The 19,672-nt window shown below is 52.6% G+C and carries 21 protein-coding genes and 3 pseudogenes; 17 read left to right on the forward strand and 7 right to left on the reverse strand.

From position 1 onward, the window contains the following. Positions 1 to 707 precede the first annotated feature (707 nt). Positions 708 to 1,387, reverse strand: a pseudogene (locus JZZ72_RS01930) (IS5 family transposase); the annotation flags it as partial. Positions 1,388 to 1,677: 290 nt separating this feature from the next. Between JZZ72_RS01930 and JZZ72_RS01935 the strand changes: the two are divergent. Continuing rightward, positions 1,678 to 2,265, forward strand: coding sequence for an acyl carrier protein phosphodiesterase (locus JZZ72_RS01935; protein ID WP_210013954.1), 588 nt, complete (start codon positions 1,678 to 1,680; stop codon positions 2,263 to 2,265). Positions 2,266 to 2,329: 64 nt separating this feature from the next. Here JZZ72_RS01935 and JZZ72_RS01940 read toward each other — a convergent pair whose 3' ends face one another. Next, positions 2,330 to 3,331 (reverse strand): AraC family transcriptional regulator, encoded by a 1,002-nt coding sequence (locus JZZ72_RS01940; RefSeq protein ID WP_210013955.1) that lies wholly within the window; start codon positions 3,329 to 3,331, stop codon positions 2,330 to 2,332. A 483-nt stretch (positions 3,332 to 3,814) separates the two neighbouring features. Between JZZ72_RS01940 and JZZ72_RS01945 the strand changes: the two genes are divergently transcribed. The 5 genes and pseudogenes from JZZ72_RS01945 (at position 3,815) to JZZ72_RS01960 (ending at position 6,866) form a co-directional block, all read left to right on the forward strand. After that, entirely contained in the window at positions 3,815 to 4,129 is a 315-nt protein-coding gene (locus JZZ72_RS01945) for a DUF7673 family protein (RefSeq protein ID WP_210013956.1), read from the forward strand. 177 nt (positions 4,130 to 4,306) lie between these two features. Next, positions 4,307 to 5,071: pseudogene (locus JZZ72_RS28440) on the forward strand (MCP four helix bundle domain-containing protein); the annotation flags it as partial. 105 nt (positions 5,072 to 5,176) lie between these two features. Then, a complete protein-coding gene (locus JZZ72_RS28445; RefSeq protein ID WP_456291240.1) occupies positions 5,177 to 5,929 on the forward strand; it encodes a methyl-accepting chemotaxis protein in 753 nt (250 codons plus the stop codon). 512 nt (positions 5,930 to 6,441) lie between these two features. Beyond that, entirely contained in the window at positions 6,442 to 6,648 is a 207-nt protein-coding gene (locus tag JZZ72_RS01955) for a hypothetical protein (RefSeq protein ID WP_213085755.1), read from the forward strand. A gap of 11 nt (positions 6,649 to 6,659) precedes the next feature. Then, positions 6,660 to 6,866 (forward strand): hypothetical protein, encoded by a 207-nt coding sequence (locus tag JZZ72_RS01960; protein ID WP_210013958.1) that lies wholly within the window; start codon positions 6,660 to 6,662, stop codon positions 6,864 to 6,866. Between the two features lie 1,026 nt (positions 6,867 to 7,892). Here the strand turns inward: JZZ72_RS01960 and JZZ72_RS01965 are convergent. Beyond that, positions 7,893 to 8,345 carry a helix-turn-helix domain-containing protein gene (locus tag JZZ72_RS01965; RefSeq protein ID WP_210013959.1) on the reverse strand — a complete coding sequence of 151 codons (453 nt, stop codon included), beginning with the start codon at positions 8,343 to 8,345 and terminating at the stop codon, positions 7,893 to 7,895. 24 nt (positions 8,346 to 8,369) lie between these two features. On the opposite strand from JZZ72_RS01965, the gene JZZ72_RS01970 reads away from it, so the two are divergent. From JZZ72_RS01970 to JZZ72_RS01985, 4 genes are all read left to right on the forward strand, one after another. Next, positions 8,370 to 9,092, forward strand: coding sequence for a hypothetical protein (locus JZZ72_RS01970; protein WP_328825105.1), 723 nt, complete (start codon positions 8,370 to 8,372; stop codon positions 9,090 to 9,092). A 359-nt stretch (positions 9,093 to 9,451) separates the two neighbouring features. Further along, positions 9,452 to 10,180, forward strand: a complete 729-nt coding sequence (locus tag JZZ72_RS01975; protein WP_210013960.1) for a metallophosphoesterase — start codon at positions 9,452 to 9,454, stop codon at positions 10,178 to 10,180. A 602-nt stretch (positions 10,181 to 10,782) separates the two neighbouring features. Next, entirely contained in the window at positions 10,783 to 11,469 is a 687-nt protein-coding gene (locus JZZ72_RS01980; RefSeq protein ID WP_236066214.1) for an HAD family hydrolase, read from the forward strand. A gap of 375 nt (positions 11,470 to 11,844) precedes the next feature. After that, positions 11,845 to 12,141, forward strand: a complete 297-nt coding sequence (locus tag JZZ72_RS01985) for a hypothetical protein (RefSeq protein ID WP_210013961.1) — start codon at positions 11,845 to 11,847, stop codon at positions 12,139 to 12,141. A gap of 165 nt (positions 12,142 to 12,306) precedes the next feature. On the opposite strand, the gene JZZ72_RS01990 is transcribed toward JZZ72_RS01985, so the two are convergent. Further along, entirely contained in the window at positions 12,307 to 12,468 is a 162-nt protein-coding gene (locus tag JZZ72_RS01990) for a hypothetical protein (RefSeq protein WP_167400214.1), read from the reverse strand. 86 nt (positions 12,469 to 12,554) lie between these two features. Between JZZ72_RS01990 and JZZ72_RS01995 the strand changes: the two genes are divergently transcribed. The 7 genes and pseudogenes from JZZ72_RS01995 to kefC all read left to right on the forward strand — a co-directional run bounded on the left by JZZ72_RS01995 (position 12,555) and on the right by kefC (position 17,862). Then, positions 12,555 to 12,905: a hypothetical protein gene (locus JZZ72_RS01995; protein WP_146095018.1), complete on the forward strand. Its 351-nt coding sequence runs from the start codon at positions 12,555 to 12,557 to the stop codon at positions 12,903 to 12,905. A gap of 62 nt (positions 12,906 to 12,967) precedes the next feature. Beyond that, positions 12,968 to 13,358: pseudogene (locus JZZ72_RS27710) on the forward strand (hypothetical protein); the annotation flags it as partial. A gap of 316 nt (positions 13,359 to 13,674) precedes the next feature. Next, complete coding sequence (locus tag JZZ72_RS02000; RefSeq protein WP_014860758.1) at positions 13,675 to 14,007, forward strand: carboxymuconolactone decarboxylase family protein; 333 nt, start codon at positions 13,675 to 13,677, stop codon at positions 14,005 to 14,007. Between the two features lie 44 nt (positions 14,008 to 14,051). Continuing rightward, positions 14,052 to 15,158 (forward strand): alkene reductase, encoded by a 1,107-nt coding sequence (locus tag JZZ72_RS02005; protein WP_186517017.1) that lies wholly within the window; start codon positions 14,052 to 14,054, stop codon positions 15,156 to 15,158. Between the two features lie 30 nt (positions 15,159 to 15,188). After that, positions 15,189 to 15,407 carry a tautomerase family protein gene (locus JZZ72_RS02010; protein ID WP_014860756.1) on the forward strand — a complete coding sequence of 73 codons (219 nt, stop codon included), beginning with the start codon at positions 15,189 to 15,191 and terminating at the stop codon, positions 15,405 to 15,407. 109 nt (positions 15,408 to 15,516) lie between these two features. Next, positions 15,517 to 16,038: a glutathione-regulated potassium-efflux system oxidoreductase KefF gene (gene kefF, locus JZZ72_RS02015; protein WP_100633693.1), complete on the forward strand. Its 522-nt coding sequence runs from the start codon at positions 15,517 to 15,519 to the stop codon at positions 16,036 to 16,038. Continuing rightward, positions 16,039 to 17,862 (forward strand): glutathione-regulated potassium-efflux system protein KefC, encoded by a 1,824-nt coding sequence (kefC, locus tag JZZ72_RS02020; RefSeq protein WP_186517019.1) that lies wholly within the window; start codon positions 16,039 to 16,041, stop codon positions 17,860 to 17,862. Positions 17,863 to 17,895: 33 nt separating this feature from the next. On the opposite strand, the gene JZZ72_RS02025 is transcribed toward kefC, so the two are convergent. The 3 genes from JZZ72_RS02025 to JZZ72_RS02035 all read right to left on the reverse strand — a co-directional run bounded on the left by JZZ72_RS02025 (position 17,896) and on the right by JZZ72_RS02035 (position 19,581). After that, entirely contained in the window at positions 17,896 to 18,225 is a 330-nt protein-coding gene (locus JZZ72_RS02025) for a thioredoxin family protein (protein ID WP_100634008.1), read from the reverse strand. 63 nt (positions 18,226 to 18,288) lie between these two features. Next, positions 18,289 to 18,987, reverse strand: coding sequence for a DsbA family oxidoreductase (locus JZZ72_RS02030; protein ID WP_100633697.1), 699 nt, complete (start codon positions 18,985 to 18,987; stop codon positions 18,289 to 18,291). 3 nt (positions 18,988 to 18,990) lie between these two features. Further along, complete coding sequence (locus JZZ72_RS02035) at positions 18,991 to 19,581, reverse strand: TetR/AcrR family transcriptional regulator (protein ID WP_100633699.1); 591 nt, start codon at positions 19,579 to 19,581, stop codon at positions 18,991 to 18,993. Positions 19,582 to 19,672 lie beyond the last annotated feature (91 nt).

A 19,672-nucleotide genomic window follows, 5' to 3' on the forward strand; every position in this document is an offset into this window, starting at 1 on the left:
CTCGATATTCGACTCAGCCAAGGAGAATCGACCAGATCCGTGTGGTGAGAGACGCCACGCGGGGTAATCGATGTTGAGCGGCCAGAAATGCTTTCAGGTCTCCATGGCGGAGCCCTGAACGGGTGGGCGTGCCAGCGCAGCCTCGCACCGGGTTACCTGACTTACGTACATGGTACCTGGAGGAGTCCGGGTAGTCATTGAGGTCGATGGTGATCATCACTACGCGACTGATGATGGACGAGCCAGCCCCCGCCGCTATTCAGCGATTATGTCGGCAGACAGGGCTCTGAGGCTGGCAGGGTATGAGGTGTATAGATTTGGTGGTTACGAACTCTCCCTGCCGGATGCAGAGGAGCAGATGATCTCCTTCTATCGATCGCTATTCAGACGGTATGAGCTTCTGCCTGTTTCGCAATAGTAAAAGCGTGCTCAACCGATACGGATCGTCGTATTGAATGTCGGTGACTCTGGGCGCGCAGGAACTGCTCGACTCAGCAGCGGCCACGTAGCGCATAGGCATAGGCTTGAAGGTTGAGCGAGGGTCAGGCAGGCCCGGTTTTAAAACTTTAGAGATCGCCTATCCGGTGCCCTCGCGCAGCCAATAGCAGCCTGTAGGGGTCTGATGATTCCGGATAGGCATTTAGGCGAGAATGCACGCCATAGAGAGGGGTCTTATGAGCGTAAGCGTGCAGCGAACTCACCTTGAGCTCTTCGCGTCTATCGGCTCCAGTGTAACCCGCATCGGCGCACACCACGTTTTCCTCGCCGTGCAGCAGCTTGTCGACCTGCGTGACGTCCGCAGCATTGGCCGCCGTGACCACTAGCTATGCACCAAACCAGATTTATCATCGACACCGATATGGGCTTTGGCACCTAAGTAGTAGTGGTTGCCCTTTTTCGTCTGGTGCATCTCGGGATCGCGCTTGCCGTCCTTTTTTTGTCGAACTGGGGGCGTGAATCAAAGTGGCATCGACGATCGTGCCCTGACGCAACGACAGGCCGCAATCGCCCAGATAGCCACTGATCACACCGAGAATTCAAGGTGCCAGGTCGTGCTTTTCTATCAGGAGCCGGAAATTGAGAATGGCGGTTTCGTCCGGGATTCTCCCAAGGCTCAGGCCAGAAAACTGGCGAAGAATGGTCGTCTCATACAACGCCTCTTCCATCGCCGGATCGCTTTAGCCGAACCAGCTCTGCATCAGATGTATCCGCAGCATCGCCATCAATGGGTCGGCCGGACGACCACCTTCACCCTTTGGATAATGCGGCTCGATCAGAGTAATCAAACCCTTCCAGGGCACCTGATCCTTCTCGATCAGGAATAATTCTTGCGGGTCTACTTGCGCTTGCTGGCGTGCTCGGTGTCGGCGAAGGACATCTGTTTCATGATCGAAAGGCTCAGCGACTGCTATTCGGGGATTTTGCCAAATCAGGAAGTCTTTTTCAGAGTCTACCTAGTCGTTTTTCTTGTTGGTCTGAGCTAAAAATGCTGGGCTTTCATAAAAACCATCCAGAAGGTAGCCGTTCAGGTTATTGTGATAATCGACGTGATCGATACCTAGGTGAGGATAGGGTGGTGTACGATACCGACCTGATGGATGAGAGGTTAATCGTTCAGGCTATCGAAATTCAGATCGCTTGGCGCGACTTTATAGGCGAGCACAGTAGGTACTGTTAATGAATTATCTAGCGCATTTGCACTTAGGCGGCCAGGATCCTGACCAACTGCTTGGCAGCTTGTATGGTGACTTTGTAAAAGGGCCGCTGACAGGGCAGTTTTCTTTCCAGACAGAGGAAGCTATAAAGTTACATCGCAAAATCGATGTTTTTACTGATGCCCATTCCGTGGTGAGGCGCGCACTTGGACGTTTCCCTAGCCAAAGGCGTCGTTATGCGGGGATCGTGATCGATATGTTTTTTGATCACTGTCTGGCGCGAGACTGGGATCAATATTCAGATGTTGCGCTCGATACCTTCTCACATAAAGTCTACAAAATTTTGAAGGATGAGCCAGTTTTACCTGAGCGTTTGAAGTCTATTGCCCCTCTAATCATTTCCGAGGATTGGCTTGGCGCGTACAGAAATATTTCCAAGATTGGTGAGGGATTGCATGTCATTTCCCAGCGATTGTCTCAACCCACGCACTTAATTGGTGCTTACGAAGAAATGATGGATAATTATGACTCCCTGAGCGTGGACTTTAAGGAATTTTATCCCTTGCTCTGGCACTACGCTCGATCCGCCTTATCCAAAAAAGCAGTGTGAGAATTCCCGATGTTTTGGTCTGGACTAAATAGCCTCAAGGTGCTGTTGCATTTTAGCGTACTAATTAATTAATTTTTTGATTGGATCTGTACATGCCGGGCGAGCAGCCAAACCATCTAGTGCAAGCTTTGTGGAAGCTACTAGTTCCGCGAAAGTTCAATCTATCTGCGATTGAAGTAAGCGTAGCATCAGAGGTGCGTAAAAGTTCACACGCTATTTCACGCCGGCACTCATCAAGTAAGTCTTTGAAGCATGTCCGTTCCTCATTGAGTCGAGCTTGAAGGGTGCGAGAGCTAAAATTTAGCTCACGTGCCGCTTTATTCAAAGACATCAATCGGCTTGAATTTAGGTCTGTGAAAATCAGATTTTTGACGATAGAAGTGATCTTGCTTTGTCGCTTAGAGAGTAATTCGTTGATCTGGCTCAAATGATATATTTTGAGCTGTGGGTTAGCAGTATCTAGGGGTTTCATTAAGTCACGAGCGGAGTAGGAAATAGTATTCAACTCGCTGGAGAATGTTAAATTATTTCCGAAGATGCGTTTCAGCTTGCTTTGGTCGGCGGGAGCCTCGTAGCTAAATGTCGCGCACAGCGGCATAGGTGGCTCCCAAGGAAGCAGCCAGTGGGTTAGCCCCACCATCGTGGATAGGCAGCAATCAATGTACTGTCGAGTGACATTCATCGATTCAACTCTGAGGAATTTTAGCGTCAACCCATCTTCATTCTGAGTGTATGAAATCGGCGTGCCATCGGCTAGTAATATTGAATACTTAACTGCGACCCTAAGTGCTTCGCCCAGGTTGTCACTCGACATGATTGCGTAGAGCTGGGCATTGAGTTGTCCAGGCCTGAACAGGTCATATGCCATTAGTCCAATATCAATATCTCCTGAGACGAGTGCAATTGCTTGTACCAGACTTGCCGCCTCAGTGATATCTACCCTAGCGTCTGTTCTGACTTTTGAGTCCACGCTTGAGTATAGATGTTGAAGCGGTACTGGAGACTCAGGCACGTATTCGGCCAAGCGTAAAATCACTTGGGCGCAAGAGGGCGCTAGTGTGGGCATGATAGAACTCAATGGGTTAGGTAGCCAATGAGCATGCCAAATATGAGAAAGTATGCCAAGCCTCTAGCGTTCAAAAAACGGCTATGGCGCCAATACGTTTGAGTGCAGGCAGGCCTTCAAGATGGCTACAGTTTTCTTTCTTCGATTTGCGCCTGAGGACGTGAAAATTTGCGTCTCAGGAAGCAACATAAAACAAAAAAGTATGCTGAAATACCGCCAAAAATTTCACGTGTATTTTAGCCTTCTCCTTGGTAGTCTTTTTAGGTTGTCGTGCTCTTCTAGATCTAAGTATCAATCATGGAGGTCTGGGCGATTTGTTTTAATTGGGTTTTGTTGGCCTGGGAAAGTCTGGCGTCGCCTAATGAGCTGTACCATTCCTCTGCTCATTCGTACGGCTTAACCGCGTTCCCCCGATGAGGTTGAGAGGAGGCGTACGCTTGATGTGGTGATTTCTATCATACCGGGACGGTGAGCCTGAGAATCATGAGTTACGAGAAGTCGTTAGCACACTTCCAATATGACGAGTTGGACGAGCTTGTATCCTTATCTATCCGCGATCTAATTGCTGCAGCCATTGCGGGTGATTGTGCAGCCGAGCCTGTCGCGGCATTTCTCATGGCGTGGCATGACCCTGAAAGCTATGGCGGATTCAATTTGTCGGATCTCTGGGTAATGAATGAAAAGTCGCGGCAAGCAGCAGTGGTTTTATTTGTGTGGCTGAGCAAAAATCACGTAACGCCTCGTGAACTAGGTCTCCAAATTGTATTTAATGCGATAGCTGCTCGTTGGGCTTACTAAGAAGAAATTTAGGCTGTGGCCCCGGAACTGCCAACGACTTTTTATTAATTTCGAGGGTGCCGGAATTTAGCTAAAGTGCACAGTTTTAAGCTAGATCTACTTCTCGCCGTAGGTCATCGTTATTTTTGCGAGCTCTATAGCTATGGCCGTTATTTAAAACCTGGAGGACGTTCCATGATGTTGAGACGACTTAATATAGCACCCCGGGCGTTCTCGGGATTTGCGTTTATTGCTGGGCTAGTTATTTTACTTGGATTATTTGCTCAGGGGCGCATGTCTGTGATCCGTGACGCAACGGTAAATATGGAAACTAACCTTCTGCCTAGTGTAGGTTTTCTTGGAGAAATGACTGAAAATACACTGCGGTTACGTATTACCACTTTTCGCATCTTGGTCAATCGTGAGCCTGCTGCGCTCCAGGAAACTGAACGTCGCGTAAAAGAGTTGATTGAGCTCCTCCAGAAGTCAAAAGACAGCTATGCAATCCTGCCGTCGGGTGCCGATGAGCGAGCGCTCTACACTCAATTCGACAGTACCCTAAAGACATATTTGTCAGAGCAATCTCGGGCACTAGAGTTGTCACAGCAAGGACAGACTGAAGCTGTCCGCCAACTTGTAAATGGTCAGATGAAGGATTTGGCCGACTTGATGGGTGTTCAGCTCAGTAAGTTAATAGCTATAAATAAAGTTAACGCGAGTGATGCCTCGGACTTGGCGGGTGAACAATACAGCAACGCAAAGTTGGCTATTATCATCGTTTCGGTGGCTGCCACTCTGCTGACAGTGCTACTCGCTTGGTTGCTGACGCGAAGCATAGTAACCCCATTAAGCGAAGCTGTGAGTGCTGCGCAGGACATTGCCGAAGGTAAGTTGACTGGACATATCGAGGTTGGAGGTAGTGATGAGCCTGCGCGGTTGCTAGGAGCATTGTCCATCATGCAGCAGAATCTGCGTACAACGATAGCAATGATTTCTGGATCGGCCACGCAACTTGCCTCTGCAGCGGAGGAGTTAAGCGCCGTTACCGAGGAGTCTTCGCGGGGGCTGATGCAACAAAATAATGAACTTGAGCAGGCTGCAACAGCGGTCAACCAAATGACGGCTGCGGTCGAAGAAGTAGCCCGCAATGCAGTCTCTACCTCTCAAGCATCCCAGGCGTCTACCGACACTGCGCGCCAGGGGCGCGATAAGGTGGTAGAAACGGTGAAGGCCATTCAGGCCATGACTCAAGATGTACAAACTACCTCTGCTCAGGTCGAAGGTCTTGCTGAGCAAGGACGTGAGATTGGTAAAGTCCTGGATGTTATTCGTTCTATTGCCGAGCAGACCAATTTGCTGGCATTGAATGCAGCCATTGAGGCCGCGCGTGCAGGAGAGGCGGGCCGAGGGTTTGCAGTCGTGGCGGATGAGGTTCGCGCCTTGGCCCACAGGACTGCTCAATCTACCCAAGAAATAGAGCAGATGGTAGCGGGCATCCAAACTGGTACTGGCGATGCTGTTCAGTCGATGTCTCTTAATACCAACCGCACGCAAAGCACCCTGGAGCTCGCACGCTCAGCGGGCGATGCGTTGGAACAAATCGCTGCCTCCATTTCTCAGATCAATGAGCGCAACTTGGTAATCGCCAGTGCATCCGAAGAACAGGCGCAGGTTTCTCGTGAGGTAGACCGGAACCTTGTGAACATTCGCGACCTGGCGACTCAATCCGCCACTGGAGCCAACCAGACCAGTGCCGCTAGCCACGAGTTGTCTAGGCTAGCCGTGGAACTCAATGGCATGGTCGCCCGTTTCGTTATCTAAATGACTCAGGGCGCTCTTCGTGCTCGCAACAGTGACGATAGTGCTTTTGACTAACCTGTCCGAATCTTTGGAAATCAGGGCTTGCAGTGACGTCGGGGTCTTGAAGTGGCTTGAGTGGCGTTTGCCATTCCTTCCGTAACTTCTGCGCGACCGAACCGCTGTTCTCATGAGCGTTTGTCTCAACGTAGGGGCACGAGGGGTGCAAGCGCCCTGTCAATTTGCCCTTCGAGCTCTAGCGTGAACGGCCATGGTGTCTGCATATTTTCATGCGGACGCTGTCACCGTTATCGCTATGATTGCCGATACCCGCAGTCACTGTCTGAACTGCATGTCCGAGAGGAGCCGTTTCCTACCTCAGTTGACCTGTGCTTTCAGGTCTTCAGCGTCGCCTCAGCGGTTAATGAGTGAAGTCAACGTTTGGGTGCCACTCCTCCTTGTAGCAACAGGCATCTGATCGTTGATCACTTCCGCTCGCAAATAGGCCAAACAATCAGTGTAGAGAGGAGCGCACTGTGCGAACCTTAGAAGGTATCGCCAAGGCTGGCGAGCCGCTGCTGCGCGGAGCCCTTGAAGCGATCCGGGCGCATCAAAAAGCTCAGGATCAAAAGGCATCTCTGGAAGAGGTAGAGCGCCGTCGATTGCGAGCGGAGTCCCTTTATCACGAGGTAGTGAATTTCCAGTTGCTGGCAACCTGTAGTCTGCCTGACCTGATTCACTAATCGGAGCATTTATGCCAAAACTGTCCGATCTCCTGCCGCCCGACCATCCAGCCTACTCTGAGGCAGTTGAGGCGATGCGCCGTTACCATCAAGCTCAGGACGCTGGCGCGCCCGCAATCGAAGTGGAAAAACTACGCTTGATTGCCGAGGCCCTGTTCCAGTCTGTAGCTGACTATCAAATGAGGGCATTCGGCAGTGGCGGGGGGACTACGCACTGATGGGCGTCTGGATAGTCGGCTCCATGCTTTGCAGAGGCCGATAGAAGAATGCAAAAAACGGCCACTCAGCTTCTCTGAGGAGCAAAAAATAGAGTACGTAAAATTATAAGTAGGTAGCCTGCAAGTAATTTACAAAAGTAACGGTAACTCAACCGTCCGGCTGCTCGTCGATCTATCGCAGACTTTAATGACAAAAGCTACCATTGCAGTAGCTTTGTCTGTAACAAGCTATTTCTTTGAAGGTTTGCTCGGCTTCAAGTCAGGATTGTTACCTTGCGTGCCTTTATTGTCACGGCGACGTTTATCTACTTCGCCGGTTGATTTGGCAATAGGCTTTGGGCCTGGTTTAAGCGCCATAAGATCTTCCTTGTGTTGATGTAGATGTTGGTGGTGCTCAATGATCTTATTGCTGTTGATGGGCGCTTTCAAGATGTGTGCGAAGCTTAATTCGCGGTATGTGGAAAAATTAACTAGCTTTGTCACTAGCTGTCGGTAGCTGTCCGGCAGACAAGTTATTGATATGCCTCAAATAGTTTGCCCCTACAGCTCCAATCGCACTTACGTTCAGCATCGCTTGAGCGCGATGCACACAACCTTCCAGCTCCCGCGTTCGCTAGCTGCATAGGAGTTCTGGCGCTTTTCAACTCGCCTCCGCTATAAGTGGCAGCATCGGCAGAAGGTGGTCAGCTCTAGGCGGTTGGCTGTTGGCCAGTAGGTCTGCGTTCTCCAGCTTAGAGGTGGCGATCGCCGATCAGCCTAGCCGCTTGCTTGGCCATCACAAGCAACCGTAGCAAACTCGGAAGCTTTCCCTGCGCGCTGTGCTGGTGCTCCGACCAGCAGCCTCTCCGAAACACGTTTGGCAAGGCGAAGCGAGCCTATGGCAGCGGCGCACTCCAGCGCTGCGTCGTCGAAGTCCTCGCCCTGCGTGCGAACACCTTCACCAGTCGTCGAGGATGAATTTCAGCTAGCTTTTACAGGTGCGGGGACGCTCAGTGACTTGGCTTTGAAGACCCGGATTAAACAAACTTAGTGCCAATGCCGTTGGACTGTCGTCCTAGGTAGCTCCAGTTCTTTGGCCACCTCGACCTGCTTTAGCCCCTGCCTCTTGAGCTCCTGGACTTTGGCGCGAACAGCGGCTGCTCGAAGACTAGTCGGATGGGTTCCATCCAGGGCATCCGCTGAAGCAGGAGGCACCTGGTCAATCAATCCGAGCGATTCCAGATCTTTGATGGCCTGCAGAAGCACGGCCCTTGGAGTAGCCCCGGAATCACAAGCCATGGCAACGGCGATTAATGCTGAGGGTGAGAGATCGAGAGCCCGGGCTAGGTCACCGGCTACCTTGACCGTTGGGTAGGTTTTGCCGCTTTCGAGCTGACTGACATGCGATCCCGTTACTGCGCCTGTTAAGTCCTTCTGATTCAGCCCTTGGGTTTTACGAATCAGCCGCAGCGCTGCCGCGAAACCTTCCTGAATCGACATGGCGGCACCCCAAAAGCAGACGGTATGCCGCGTTTGCCTGATTCCATACAAATCTATATATTGAATCGCGTGGGTTTTCTCCGTGATGATCCGCGTGGGCTGTACGCCGGCGAGTTGACGTGCTGCCCACCAGTGGCGAATGAGCTTGGTGGCGGGGGGCGTTCGTACAGTCGCCTTCAGATACCAAGGCTGATCGAGAACTTGTCGACGGAACAGGCATTAAGGAAAGCTAGGATGTCGGAGTTGAGGAAAGTAACCGTTACTGTAAAAAATTATGAATTTCACTCATCTCAAGACTGCGCACGTCTCTATAAAAAGGTTCGCTTGTTGGATGAGTCAGGCAAAATTTTCTACTATCAAAACCTAATTATTCCTAAATACGTTGAGAGCAGAGGTGCGTTTGCATCTGATGTGCCAAGGACGTGGTATGTTAAAAATATTCATAAGTCCGCCATTGTGCTGGTCGCGTTTGAAACCAAAAGCGGCACAGTTGAATATGACCTGGACGAAGTTCGTCAGTTGTCACGATCCGGTTTTTTGGCCGGCGTTCTGATTGGCGTTGCGTCGATCCCAGCGGGCATCGTCATTGCGACTGCGACCTTCGGTTTCGGCCTCCTGCTGATTCCCTTCGGCCTGTACCAAGCTTACAAGCAGATTTTCAAGATCCCAGCCATCCTGAGTCGAAAGCGGCTGCTGGAGGACTTTTCCCGGTTAGGAATTGGTGCGGGAGAGGGGTGGTCGCGCTAGACGTCTGGTGTAGTGAGTGTATGTAAGCAGTCGAAGGCTACGAACGCACCCACTCAGTGCACGGCCTTCTGATCGACCTCCCGCTTCCATAGTTCATGCACTGTCTGCATGGAGATCCCCAGCTTCTGAGCAGTCGCTGATTGAGTAAATTGTAGGTCTTTTGTTTTCGAATGGCCGCCTCCCTGATGCGAGGGTTATTCAGGATCGCTCGCTCTATCCTGGCCGGGTATGGCACATGGTCAGCTTCCACCGAACTTCAATATAGCGCTAAACCGTCAATTGGAAGGCCATGCAGAAGCTTCTCAGCAGGCTCTGTGGTCGTTCAGGCATGCGGCCCCGGCCCAGGCAAAGGTTCCTGAATGAAGATTTTGATCTACTCGGATTTGCACAACGAATTCGACTGCTTCACCCCGCCGAGCGTCAGTGTAGATCTTGTGATTTTGGCAGGAGATATCGACCTGCTGAACCGAGGTGTGAAGTGGGCCAATGAGACGTTCAGCAGTGATGTGATTTATTGCAGCGGCAACCACGAGTTTTACAAAGGCCATCTCACACGCACTCGCGAGAAAATGGAGACAGCAGCGGCCTCGCATGTTCACGTCCTGGACAACCAAGTCTGGACGTCGAACAACGTCCGGTTCCTGGTCGCGACGTGTTGGACAGATTTCAGTGGTACTGGGGATGTGATAGCTGCCTCCAGTGCGTGTGTGCGGGGAATGAACGATTTTCGAATGATCCGTACGGGCAGTGAGTATCGACGTATCCGGCCTGCAGATCTCATCGAAATGAATCGTGCTTCATGCGAATTTCTCCGCGAGCAGCTCGCCACCTCCTTCGTTGGCCAAACCGTCGTCGTAACCCATCACTGTCCCATTCCTGAGGCTTCCGGGTCAGAGTACTCAGGGCACTTGAGTGCTGCCTATTTCAATCGTTGGCACGCGCTCGTTGATCAGGCTGATGTCTGGATTTTTGGGCATACCCACCATGCGATCGATCGGTCTTACGGGCGGTGCCGGCTGATCTCAAATCCGCGTGGGTATCCATCAGAAAAAACCGGCTTTAACCCGTGCAAAATTTTGGAGATTTGAAGTGTTGAACGACGCCAGGTGCTCAGTGAACGACGAGCCCCCCATCCCTCTGAAAGTGTTAGCTGCGAAGCGTATCAAGTGGGGTGTGATCATCGATGCCTACTTGATCGATGTCGCGAGGGTAGGGGCACGCTACTCGGCCATGGCTTTCTCGGATCGCTCGGGCCTCATTCAGGACGGAGAGACAGTCGCTACTCCGCCGGCTAAGACTGTCGATGAGCAGCAGGGCTTTGTATTACTCCAGAGCCTCTGTGGTCGAGATCATTACGTCGTCGTGAATTGGCTCGAAGCCGATAAAGCTAGCACTCATCCCTGCCCCTGAAATGATCCGGATCATCGACCAGAGTAGGGTTTGGCCGGGGCCAGTGTGCTCTTGGATGAGGCAATCGCTTTCGCGCGGAGTCGGGTTCGGATGAAAGCCAGTGGGCTGTCGATTCCTAGTTCTGGATTGTGTAAACCGGTTTATTGACGTGTAAACCTACTTAGTTTACAGGTCAAAAAAATGGTTTACAGTCGAATTCTGGCGGGGCTAAGTCCTGAGGAAAACGGGTGGCGGAGCAGGCTCAGGCTCAGTTCCGTCTTGCTACTACTTGATCCGAACAATGGCTTTTGAACAGGCTGGACAGGAAGAAGGGCACATGATTTCAGCAGTCGTTTTCGATGCATTCGGTACTGTTGTTCGCATCGGTCGACGCACCAACCCTTACGGCGCTTTGTTTAAAGAAGGCCGCCGACAGGGTTTGGCGCTAACACCCGATAACACTCATTTCGTGATGACAGCGAACCTCAGTTTTGACCAGGTAGCTGATCATCTGGGGATCGAACTTTCTTCTTCGAAGCGTGCGGAGATGAACGATGCGTTGGGCAAGGAATTGGCATCTATCGAGCCATACCCTGATGCCCTTGAGGTGATTGACCGACTGCAGGAAGCGGGGCTGCTCATTGGCATCTGTTCGAACCTAGCCCAGCCCTACGGCCTTGTGATCAGGAAAGCCTTCCCGCGCGTGCAATGTCACGCTTTCAGTTACGAGCTTGGGGTCATGAAGCCTGACCCCAGTATTTACCTGAGCCTATGCCGGAAGCTGGGCGTGTGGGCCCCCCACGCCGCGCTTGAAAAAGCCCGAGAGAAAGACCGAGTGGTGATGATCGGCGACTCCAGAAAATGCGACAGAGATGGCCCCAGAGCTGTGGGAATCGTCGGGTATCACTTGGATCGGTCAGGCCAGGGGAAGATCAGCGACCTCGTGCAATTCGCCAGCCTGGTCACCGACCACAATCGCGTCGGTTGAGCAGTAACCATTGAATGATCAGAGCAAACCAGAGCTCAGCCCAGAACGCCCTCTGTTGATCATCCACGCAGCCGGCCCAGCTCTCCAGCTGAACCACCCTGATCAGCCTTGCGAATGGACGCTGAGTTAGATCGGCACGAACCTGCTGCACCTGACACTTCCTCGGCTCACACCAGGGACACGAATAGTTGTTTTTAGTGCGTGCTGGCCCTATGAAATCGCACGGTTTCTGCCTATCTTTGAGTTGGATCTGCCTCTGCCGGGGACTGTGCCATGGCGCCCGTCAGGCCTTTGATGCGTTGCTGATGAACCCCAAATTGGGGAAAGCTACTACCATCGTAACAATCGTCAAAATGTCACATTCCAAGGACAGCGTTGGACAACCTTGTTCAATTGCGACATCTCTTATCAATTTGCGACGTTTTCGCCACCCCCCCTCTTGAAATTTTTAAAGCGAGACGGAGTTCTATATTTGAGAGCAAAAAGATTTTCTACCGTGTCGGCGCCACCGATGATGCTTGGATAAGACACGGTGTGATGGCCGATCTTTTCGCTTTTGATCTGAGCGCTTTTCAGGCCTCAATTGCCTTGCCGATAGGCGAGGCGAGGGCCGGTAGGGGAGATCGTCTTTTTGGCCGTAAGGCCGCTGCTTTTGCTTTTGACTTCAAATAACAAGCTGAACCCAATTTTTTGAGTGGAGTAGCTCCGTCTCAAAATGCACCCATGTCAGACAACCTACGGCGACGCTGGAGTTGCGCCGCCTTATTTTCCCTAGTGCATACGGGTGTCCTTGCCTCTGGTTATCAGCATATTGATCTGCATAATGATGTCCTCGGATTACCGAGTAGCATTTGCCTCCACCAAGGCCTGCTCCAACGCCTCCAGCGCATCCTGCAGGCGTTGATTCTCACGAGGATCACTGCTTGTTGGTCTGTAGGCCTGGCAGTGGCGCAAGAGGGCTTCCAGGTCGTTCTGATTCAGGTCAAATTCGATGTGCATGCTCAGGCTCAATTCCAGGGCTGTTAAATGTCGTGCCGTGTTCTAGTGGGCACGGTGTAGTTGTGCTGTAGCAGCGAGGTTTGTGCTTGGACAGTGATGTGGAAAAGCTGGTGTGGGAAAGGGCGTGGCAGGTCTACGCGGATTCGCTTAGCTTGATTCTGAGTGAGGCACTGGTCGGCTACAAGCGCACCGCTGGCTTCGACGATTTGACCCGGCTCTACGAGGACACACTCGGCGGCGAGACACTGATGAGTTTGAGACACGCCTTGAAGCTTCGCTGGCCTGATAGCGATGTGGGGCATGCAGAACCTTATGTTCAGCTCCGATCCCGTCTTCGGTCATACCTCGCGCAGTATTTACTGCGTAAGCTCGTCTTTGAGCATGAGGGCACGCCTGCTCTGAGAGATGCCTTTTTTGCGGGAGATCTTGGTGTATGAATAACGGCGTCGATCAGAATCAATCTGATGCTGACCGGGCCCCGTTTTGAATGAACTACGTCCAGCCACTTTTGGACGAGGTCAGCATTCCATCGAGCCAACCTAGCCGCCCGCGTAAGCGCCGTAAATGGTTGCTTACCTACAAGGGCTACAACGTCGAAGCGCTACGCCGCTAATGCGACCAATAGCGAATGCAGCCCGCCATCTCCCTGCGCTCGAAGAAATGCAAGCCCAAGCCTAGATTACCCAGAGTGTTCGATCAGCCCAAGTATCGACAGCGCAACATCACCAAGCGCATGTTTGGCTGGCTGAAGAGAACCTCCGGGCTTCGATAAGCTTGCCAGAGGCTATGCCGCCATAGTCTCACTGGCTTGTTCCATGCGGTACAGAGCCTATTGCCGGCGCACCCTCGCAGGGCTCAGCCCAGAGCCTATTCAGTGCCTTCAACCCTGATAAGGCCAGGCTTGACTCTGACCGAGCCTCAACCACATTTCGCGAATATGGATCGCTCCACTTGAGCCTTTGCACTGCCTACGCTCATTCGAATCTTCTTTTTGAAGATGGCTACCTATAGGTAGGTGCGCAGTCATGGCCAGGCGCCTTCGACCAAAATATCATTGGCCACGTATCGATACTGTCACCTCGATCCTGCGTAATGACGTGAATTTAGCATGAGGCGTTGCAAGCCTACCAACTAGATGGTAGCGTATGCTCATAGTCGAAACCAACCCGTGAACCTGCCGGGCGTTAACGCCCACGTGAGAGCCTCATGCAAGATTGGAAGCAAACCCGCAAAGACATCAACACTCGCCTCGTTGAGCTCAATGGCCTGTCCCCTGAAACCATGAAAGGCATGGCTGCGCTAGGCGCCGCTGGCGGCAAGACGAACCATCTGGACGCCAAAACCCGCGAGCTGATTTCTTTGGCTGTAGCTGTGACCACTCGCTGCGACGGATGCATCGCTTTCCACGCAGCTGAGGCCAAGAAGCTCGGCGTTACCAGTGAAGAAGTAGCTGAAGCCCTGGGTGTAGCCATCAACATGAACGCCGGTGCTGCGCTGGTCTACAGCACCCACGTGCTCGACGCGTTTGATAAGTCCTGAATCAGACGCTGACTTTCAACCTTCCAACGACGTCGAGATTAATCATGAATAAGCTGTTCACTCCGTACGACCTGTCCGGTATTGCGCTCAAAAACCGCGTCGTCATGGCCCCCATGACTCGCACCCGAACCTTGAACAACATTCCAAATGAATCCAACGCGCTGTACTACGCGCAACGTGCTTCTGCCGGCTTGCTGATCACCGAAGGCCTGCCTATCTCCGACGAGGCTCGGGGGTATCTGTACACCCCCGGCATTTACGAAGATGAGCACCTGCCAGGCTGGCGCAATGTCACTGACGCTGTGCATGCCAAAGGCGGGAAGATTTTTGCGCAGCTCTGGCACGTAGGGCGTATGTCCCATGTCTCGGTGCATGGTTTGGTACCGGTCTCCTCGGGCAAAGTGCCTGCCGTAGACACCACGGTGTATGCCTGGATCGAACCGGGCAAATCTGGGCCTGTTCAACCAAGCGAACCTCGCGCCCTGGAAACTGAAGAAGTGAAACGGGTCATTGCGGATTTCGTTAAATCCGCGCGGATGGCGATGGACGCAGGTTTTGACGGTATCGAAATCATGGCAGCCAACGGCTTCCTGTTCGATCAATTCCTGAGCAGCGCCCTGAACACTCGCACTGATCAGTACGGTGGCTCTATTGCCAACCGTCAGCGCTTCCTGCTGGAAACAATTGACGCGATTGCTGCTGAAATTGGTGGTTCGAAGATTGGCGTTCGCTTCTCGCCGTTTGGTCGCCTGTACGACTTCGGGGTGTACGAAGGCGAAGAAGAAACCTGGATGAGCATGGCGGCTGCCCTCAACGAACGAGAGCTGGCATTTGTTCACCTGAACTACCAACCGACCATCTTGGCCGCGCAAACGCCCCCAGGCTTCGGTGCTGCGTTCCGCGACGCTTACAAAGGCACCTTGATGGCTGCTGGCGGCTTCACCAAAGAGATCGCAGAGTCTGAGCTGGCCAAAGGCGAACTCGACCTGATCGCTTTCGGCACCGCTTACATCGCCAACCCGGATCTGGTCGAGCGCATGCAAAACGATTGGCCGCTGGCCGAGGGTGATCGCGCTACCTACTACGGCGTAAGCGATTCGATTGATAAGGGTTACACCGACTACCCTGAATACGCAGCAGCAAAAGCCTGAAATTCCATCCCAAACATTTAGGAGAACACCATGCCACTCGTAACTATTAAAGGTATTGAAGGGGTTTTTTCTGACGAGCAAAAAGCCGAGGTCATTCGCAAAGTGACTGACGCCATGGTGTCGGTGGAAGGCGAAAACATGCGTGCCCTGACCTGGGTCATTTTCGAAGAGGTTAAGAGCGGAGACTGGGGTATCGCTGGCAATCCAGTCACTGCACAGGACGTGCTGAAGTTGCAAGCAGGCCAATAAGGCTTCATCGCCAAACCATTAGCTCCCTGATCGCTGAGTGTATTTACGCTCAACGATCAGGGGGCTTTTTCCGTTCTTGAAGAACGCCAGGTTTGTGGGGAATCACGTCATGATTCTGATCATTTACGCCCATCCTTACCCTGAGAAATCCAACGTAAACACGTTGATGCTCAGGTTCGCAGCTAACAAATCCGATGTTGTAGTCCGTTCCCTGTACGACCTATACCCCGATTTCAACATCAACGTTGAAGCTGAACAGAAGGCCGTGGAGCAAGCAGACCTGCTGGTTCTGCAGCATCCTTTGTATTGGTATAGCTACCCCCCACTTTTGAAGCTGTGGATCGATAAGGTCTTCACGCAGGGCTGGGCCTACGGGGCGGGTGCTACTGCTTTGAAAAATAAAAATCTCCTGTGGGCCGTGACCACGGGCGGAGAGCATGATCATTTTGAAGGCGGTGACCATCCGGGTTTCGCGGTGCTGTCCCAGCCTCTTCAAGCAACCGCGAATTACTGTGGAATGCGTTGGTTAAGCCCAGTCGCAGTTCATGGTGCATATAGAGCAGACCAAGACGGACTGCTCAAGCAGATCCGCCATTACGGCGAGCGCCTGGCCTCGTGGAAGGAAGATTGAATGGACACTCATAGCCTGATTGAAATGCTCATTTACTTGGGCTCAGCTGCCTTGATAGTCCCAATTGCCGTTCGGTTAGGTTTAGGCCCGGTTCTGGGGTATCTGATAGCCGGCTGCTTAATCGGCCCGTGGGGCTTGAAGCTTGTGACCGACGTCGAGTCCATACTGCACTTCGCTGAAATTGGCGTGGTGTTGATGCTGTTCATCATTGGTCTCGAACTCGACCCCAGGCGTCTTTGGGCTATGCGCCGGATGGTGTTCGGTGGTGGTGCGATGCAGATGCTGGCATGTGGTGCAGCCATCGCAATATTTTGCGCTGCACTAGGCTTGAACTGGACAGCTGCGCTGCTGGTAGGGCTAACGCTGAGCCTCTCGTCGACAGCTATCGCGATGCAGGCCATGAATGAGCGGAACATGACCTCGACCGCCGTGGGTCGAAGCAGCTTTGCCGTGTTGCTTTTCCAAGACATCGCGGCGATTCCCCTGGTGGCTATGATTCCACTGCTGGCCGCAAACGGTGGCACGCCCTCGGGTGCGGAACTGGCCCTGTCTATCGCGAAAATCGTAGGTGCAGTTGTCGCAGTTGTTCTTTTGGGTCAGTACGTATCCAGACCCGTCCTTCGCTTTGTAGCGCGCTCTGGCCTGAGAGAGATCTTTAGTGCTGTCGCGCTGTTCCTGGTATTCGGATTCGGCCTCTTATTGGAAGAGGCAGGCTTATCGATGGCCATGGGTGCTTTCTTAGCGGGCGTTCTATTGGCTAGCTCGGAATATCGTCATGCCCTAGAGAGCGATATCGAGCCTTTCAAGGGATTATTGCTGGGTCTGTTCTTCATCGGCGTAGGCATGTCGATTGACTTCGGAACGCTGATCGACGCCCCTTTGAAAGTCATCACTCTGACGTTGGGCTTTATCCTGATCAAGCTGCTCGTGATAAAGCTTCTGGGGCGTTTCTTGAGTGTCCCAAGTGATCAGCGCTCGTGGCAGGCGGTGTTCCTCGGCCAAGGCAGTGAGTTTGCCTTTGTGGTATTTGGCGCAGCGACTGTCGCCGGCATCCTGATCGACCCTTGGGGTAAAAGCCTGACGTTGGCGGTGGCGCTGTCCATGTGTATAACGCCTCTGCTGATCCTCTTGCTCAATCACTTGGACTCGTCGGGCAAACAGGGTAGCAAGGAATCGGACATCATTGATCAGAGCAATCCTCGGGTCATCATTGCTGGCTTCGGTCGGTTCGGTCAAATCGCTGGGCGTCTACTGATGTCCTGTGGCTTTGAGGTAGTGGTCTTGGATCATGATCCCGACCACATCGAGACACTGCGAAAATTCGGAGTGAAGGTGTTTTATGGGGATGCCACACGTCTCGATTTACTTCACGCTGCGGGTGCCGCGAAAGCCGTGGTGCTGATCAACGCCATCGACAACCAGGACGATAACCTGGCACTGACCGAGCTGGCTCAAGAGCATTTTCCATCCCTGAAACTGGTGGTGCGTGCTCGTGATATGGGGCATAGCATTACCCTGCGCCAGATGGGCATAGAGGCCGTCGAGCGGGAAACTTTTGAAAGCGCGTTATCCCTTGGGCGTAGAGCCTTGGAGCAACTGGGTGTAGGGCGCTACGAGGCTCGTGAGCGTGCGGATCGGTTCCGTCGCCTGAATTTGGAAATGCTGGAAGAAATGGCCGCTCAGCCCGCTGATGACACCGAATTCAAGTACGACGCTTACAAACGAGCCAACGCTTTACTGACGGAAATATTCAACGAAGATCGTGCTCATCCAATTGACGCAGGCCCAGGAAAAAATGAGTCTTCAGCACCGAGAGGTGAATAGCCGGCCAGACTGCGAGTTATGGAGAACGCTCCGTTAGCTAGCGTCTTCCAGCTCAGTGATAATTGCTTTCTTCAAGGCTGAAACTGACTTAGACCCAGCGAAGACTTTCAATAAGCGGCCTTCGTGAAACACCGCCAAGGACGGCACAGAGCGGATGCCATACATCGGCGCAATTGTCGGAGACACCGCAATATCAATCTTTCCAAAGACCGCTAGAGAATGGAGTTTTCCCTCCAGTTCCAAGAAGATCGGCTTCATCTCTTTACAAGGTTTGCACCAGGAGGCTGAGAACATTACGACACTGCTCCCTTTGGCTACGAAGCGAGCAAATTGGGGAGCGCTCAACTCAACGATACGACTCATCTGGATTTCTCGTTCTGTATTGAGGAAAGGCGGCACCTTGAGAATGCCGCCATCCATTGCCAGTCAAATTTTGCAGCCATCGATCCCGCAGACTTGGCCCATTGATGAGCTATCCAGGGATTTCGCCTCAGCTGCCATCTGATTCAACGCCTGAAGAAAGGATGCGTCTGTCTGTGCGCCTGATACCGAGAACGCATTATTGAAGACGAAGAGCGGTACGCCGGAACCCAATTGGGCGGCAAACTGTTCATCCGCCTTCATCTCAGCGCGCAACTCTGCAGATGACCAAGCCAGCTGGATGGACTCGTCCGACACACCTGCGCCTTTAGCAATCGCCGCCAAGCTGGCGCGATCAAAAAGGGACTTACCGTGGCTGGTACTCTGCTCGTACAGCGCTTCCACAAGACGCTTCTTTACCTCCGAGTCTTCAACAGCTTTTACCAGCACATGAGCATCCGCAGTATCGCCAAACATCATGGTGTCAAAGCGGTAATCAAGCCCGTCGACCTCGCCATATTTACTGACGGTACTCATCATCGATAAAGCGGAGTTTGCGTTACCAAGCTTACGCTTCAAGGCAGGAATCATCGGCTCCGGAGCATGGTTGGCAGCCAGCCGATAGGCCCGAACGTTGACCTGTACGTCGTCCTTCTCTGGGAAGCATTCAAGTGCTTTCTCAAAGCGGCGCTTGGCAATCCAGCACCAAGGACACACATAATCAGACCAGATATCGACAACGTATTTTTTCGAAGGAGTTTTCATAATCTATCCTGCACGAAGAAATGAAGACCGAATTGCCGCCATTTCAAGCAAATGGTTAAAACCAGCCAAAGGGTCGGTTGATCGACCGAGTGTCCAATCAATGAGGCTTGCTCCCTCCAACATACTCAACAGCATGAAGGCGAAGTTTTCAGCCGTTGTTCCCAGCGACCAGTTGTGCTGGCGGACTGCGTCATTCAGGGTGCTTTGGAGCCAGGCGAGCTGAGAGTTGAAGAAGTCCCGCGTGAGCCCTTGGAGCGACAACGGCAACGCAGCCATTTCCGCAGCCAAGGCGCCGCATAAAGGCAGCAGCCCATCATTCGCGCTGATCACGAAAAGTCGAGAAAAGGCCTGCAGACGCTGCAGTGGCTCGGGATACATGGCTTCGATTGAGGCCAGCGTTTCATTGAACCGGGAGATGTAATCGTTGATCAGCTCTGCGCCCAAGCACTCCTTCGTAGGAAAATGATGGTGAATGCTGGCTTTTCTGATACCGATCTTCGCAGCGAGATCAGCGTAACTGAATGCTGAGTAACCCTTTGAACGCATCTGGGTTTCCGCGTAACTCATGAGCGCAGCTTTTGTCGTGATAGGCATTTGGAACTCCTACAGCCAGCACCTTTTTCCACCGGAGGCAGTGCACTGGGAAAGCGCCTCACTGAGAGGCGCTATATGCAGCGCTTGCTAC

It is taken from the genome of Pseudomonas palmensis, from assembly GCF_017848315.1.
GTDB lineage: Bacteria > Pseudomonadota > Gammaproteobacteria > Pseudomonadales > Pseudomonadaceae > Aquipseudomonas > Aquipseudomonas palmensis.

Coding starts and splice junctions, on each gene's coding strand:
- JZZ72_RS01935 (WP_210013954.1), top strand. CDS start 1,678: ATGAATTATCTAGCGCATTTGCACTTAGGCGGCCAGGATCCTGACCAA.
- JZZ72_RS01940 (WP_210013955.1), bottom strand. CDS start 3,331: ATGCCCACACTAGCGCCCTCTTGCGCCCAAGTGATTTTACGCTTGGCC.
- JZZ72_RS01945 (WP_210013956.1), top strand. CDS start 3,815: ATGAGTTACGAGAAGTCGTTAGCACACTTCCAATATGACGAGTTGGAC.
- JZZ72_RS28445 (WP_456291240.1), top strand. CDS start 5,177: ATGCAACAAAATAATGAACTTGAGCAGGCTGCAACAGCGGTCAACCAA.
- JZZ72_RS01960 (WP_210013958.1), top strand. CDS start 6,660: ATGCCAAAACTGTCCGATCTCCTGCCGCCCGACCATCCAGCCTACTCT.
- JZZ72_RS01965 (WP_210013959.1), bottom strand. CDS start 8,345: ATGTCGATTCAGGAAGGTTTCGCGGCAGCGCTGCGGCTGATTCGTAAA.
- JZZ72_RS01970 (WP_328825105.1), top strand. CDS start 8,370: ATGCCGCGTTTGCCTGATTCCATACAAATCTATATATTGAATCGCGTG.
- JZZ72_RS01975 (WP_210013960.1), top strand. CDS start 9,452: ATGAAGATTTTGATCTACTCGGATTTGCACAACGAATTCGACTGCTTC.
- JZZ72_RS01980 (WP_236066214.1), top strand. CDS start 10,783: ATGGCTTTTGAACAGGCTGGACAGGAAGAAGGGCACATGATTTCAGCA.
- JZZ72_RS01990 (WP_167400214.1), bottom strand. CDS start 12,468: ATGCACATCGAATTTGACCTGAATCAGAACGACCTGGAAGCCCTCTTG.
- JZZ72_RS02000 (WP_014860758.1), top strand. CDS start 13,675: ATGCAAGATTGGAAGCAAACCCGCAAAGACATCAACACTCGCCTCGTT.
- JZZ72_RS02005 (WP_186517017.1), top strand. CDS start 14,052: ATGAATAAGCTGTTCACTCCGTACGACCTGTCCGGTATTGCGCTCAAA.
- JZZ72_RS02010 (WP_014860756.1), top strand. CDS start 15,189: ATGCCACTCGTAACTATTAAAGGTATTGAAGGGGTTTTTTCTGACGAG.
- kefF (WP_100633693.1), top strand. CDS start 15,517: ATGATTCTGATCATTTACGCCCATCCTTACCCTGAGAAATCCAACGTA.
- kefC (WP_186517019.1), top strand. CDS start 16,039: ATGGACACTCATAGCCTGATTGAAATGCTCATTTACTTGGGCTCAGCT.
- JZZ72_RS02025 (WP_100634008.1), bottom strand. CDS start 18,225: ATGAGTCGTATCGTTGAGTTGAGCGCTCCCCAATTTGCTCGCTTCGTA.
- JZZ72_RS02030 (WP_100633697.1), bottom strand. CDS start 18,987: ATGAAAACTCCTTCGAAAAAATACGTTGTCGATATCTGGTCTGATTAT.
- JZZ72_RS02035 (WP_100633699.1), bottom strand. CDS start 19,581: ATGCCTATCACGACAAAAGCTGCGCTCATGAGTTACGCGGAAACCCAG.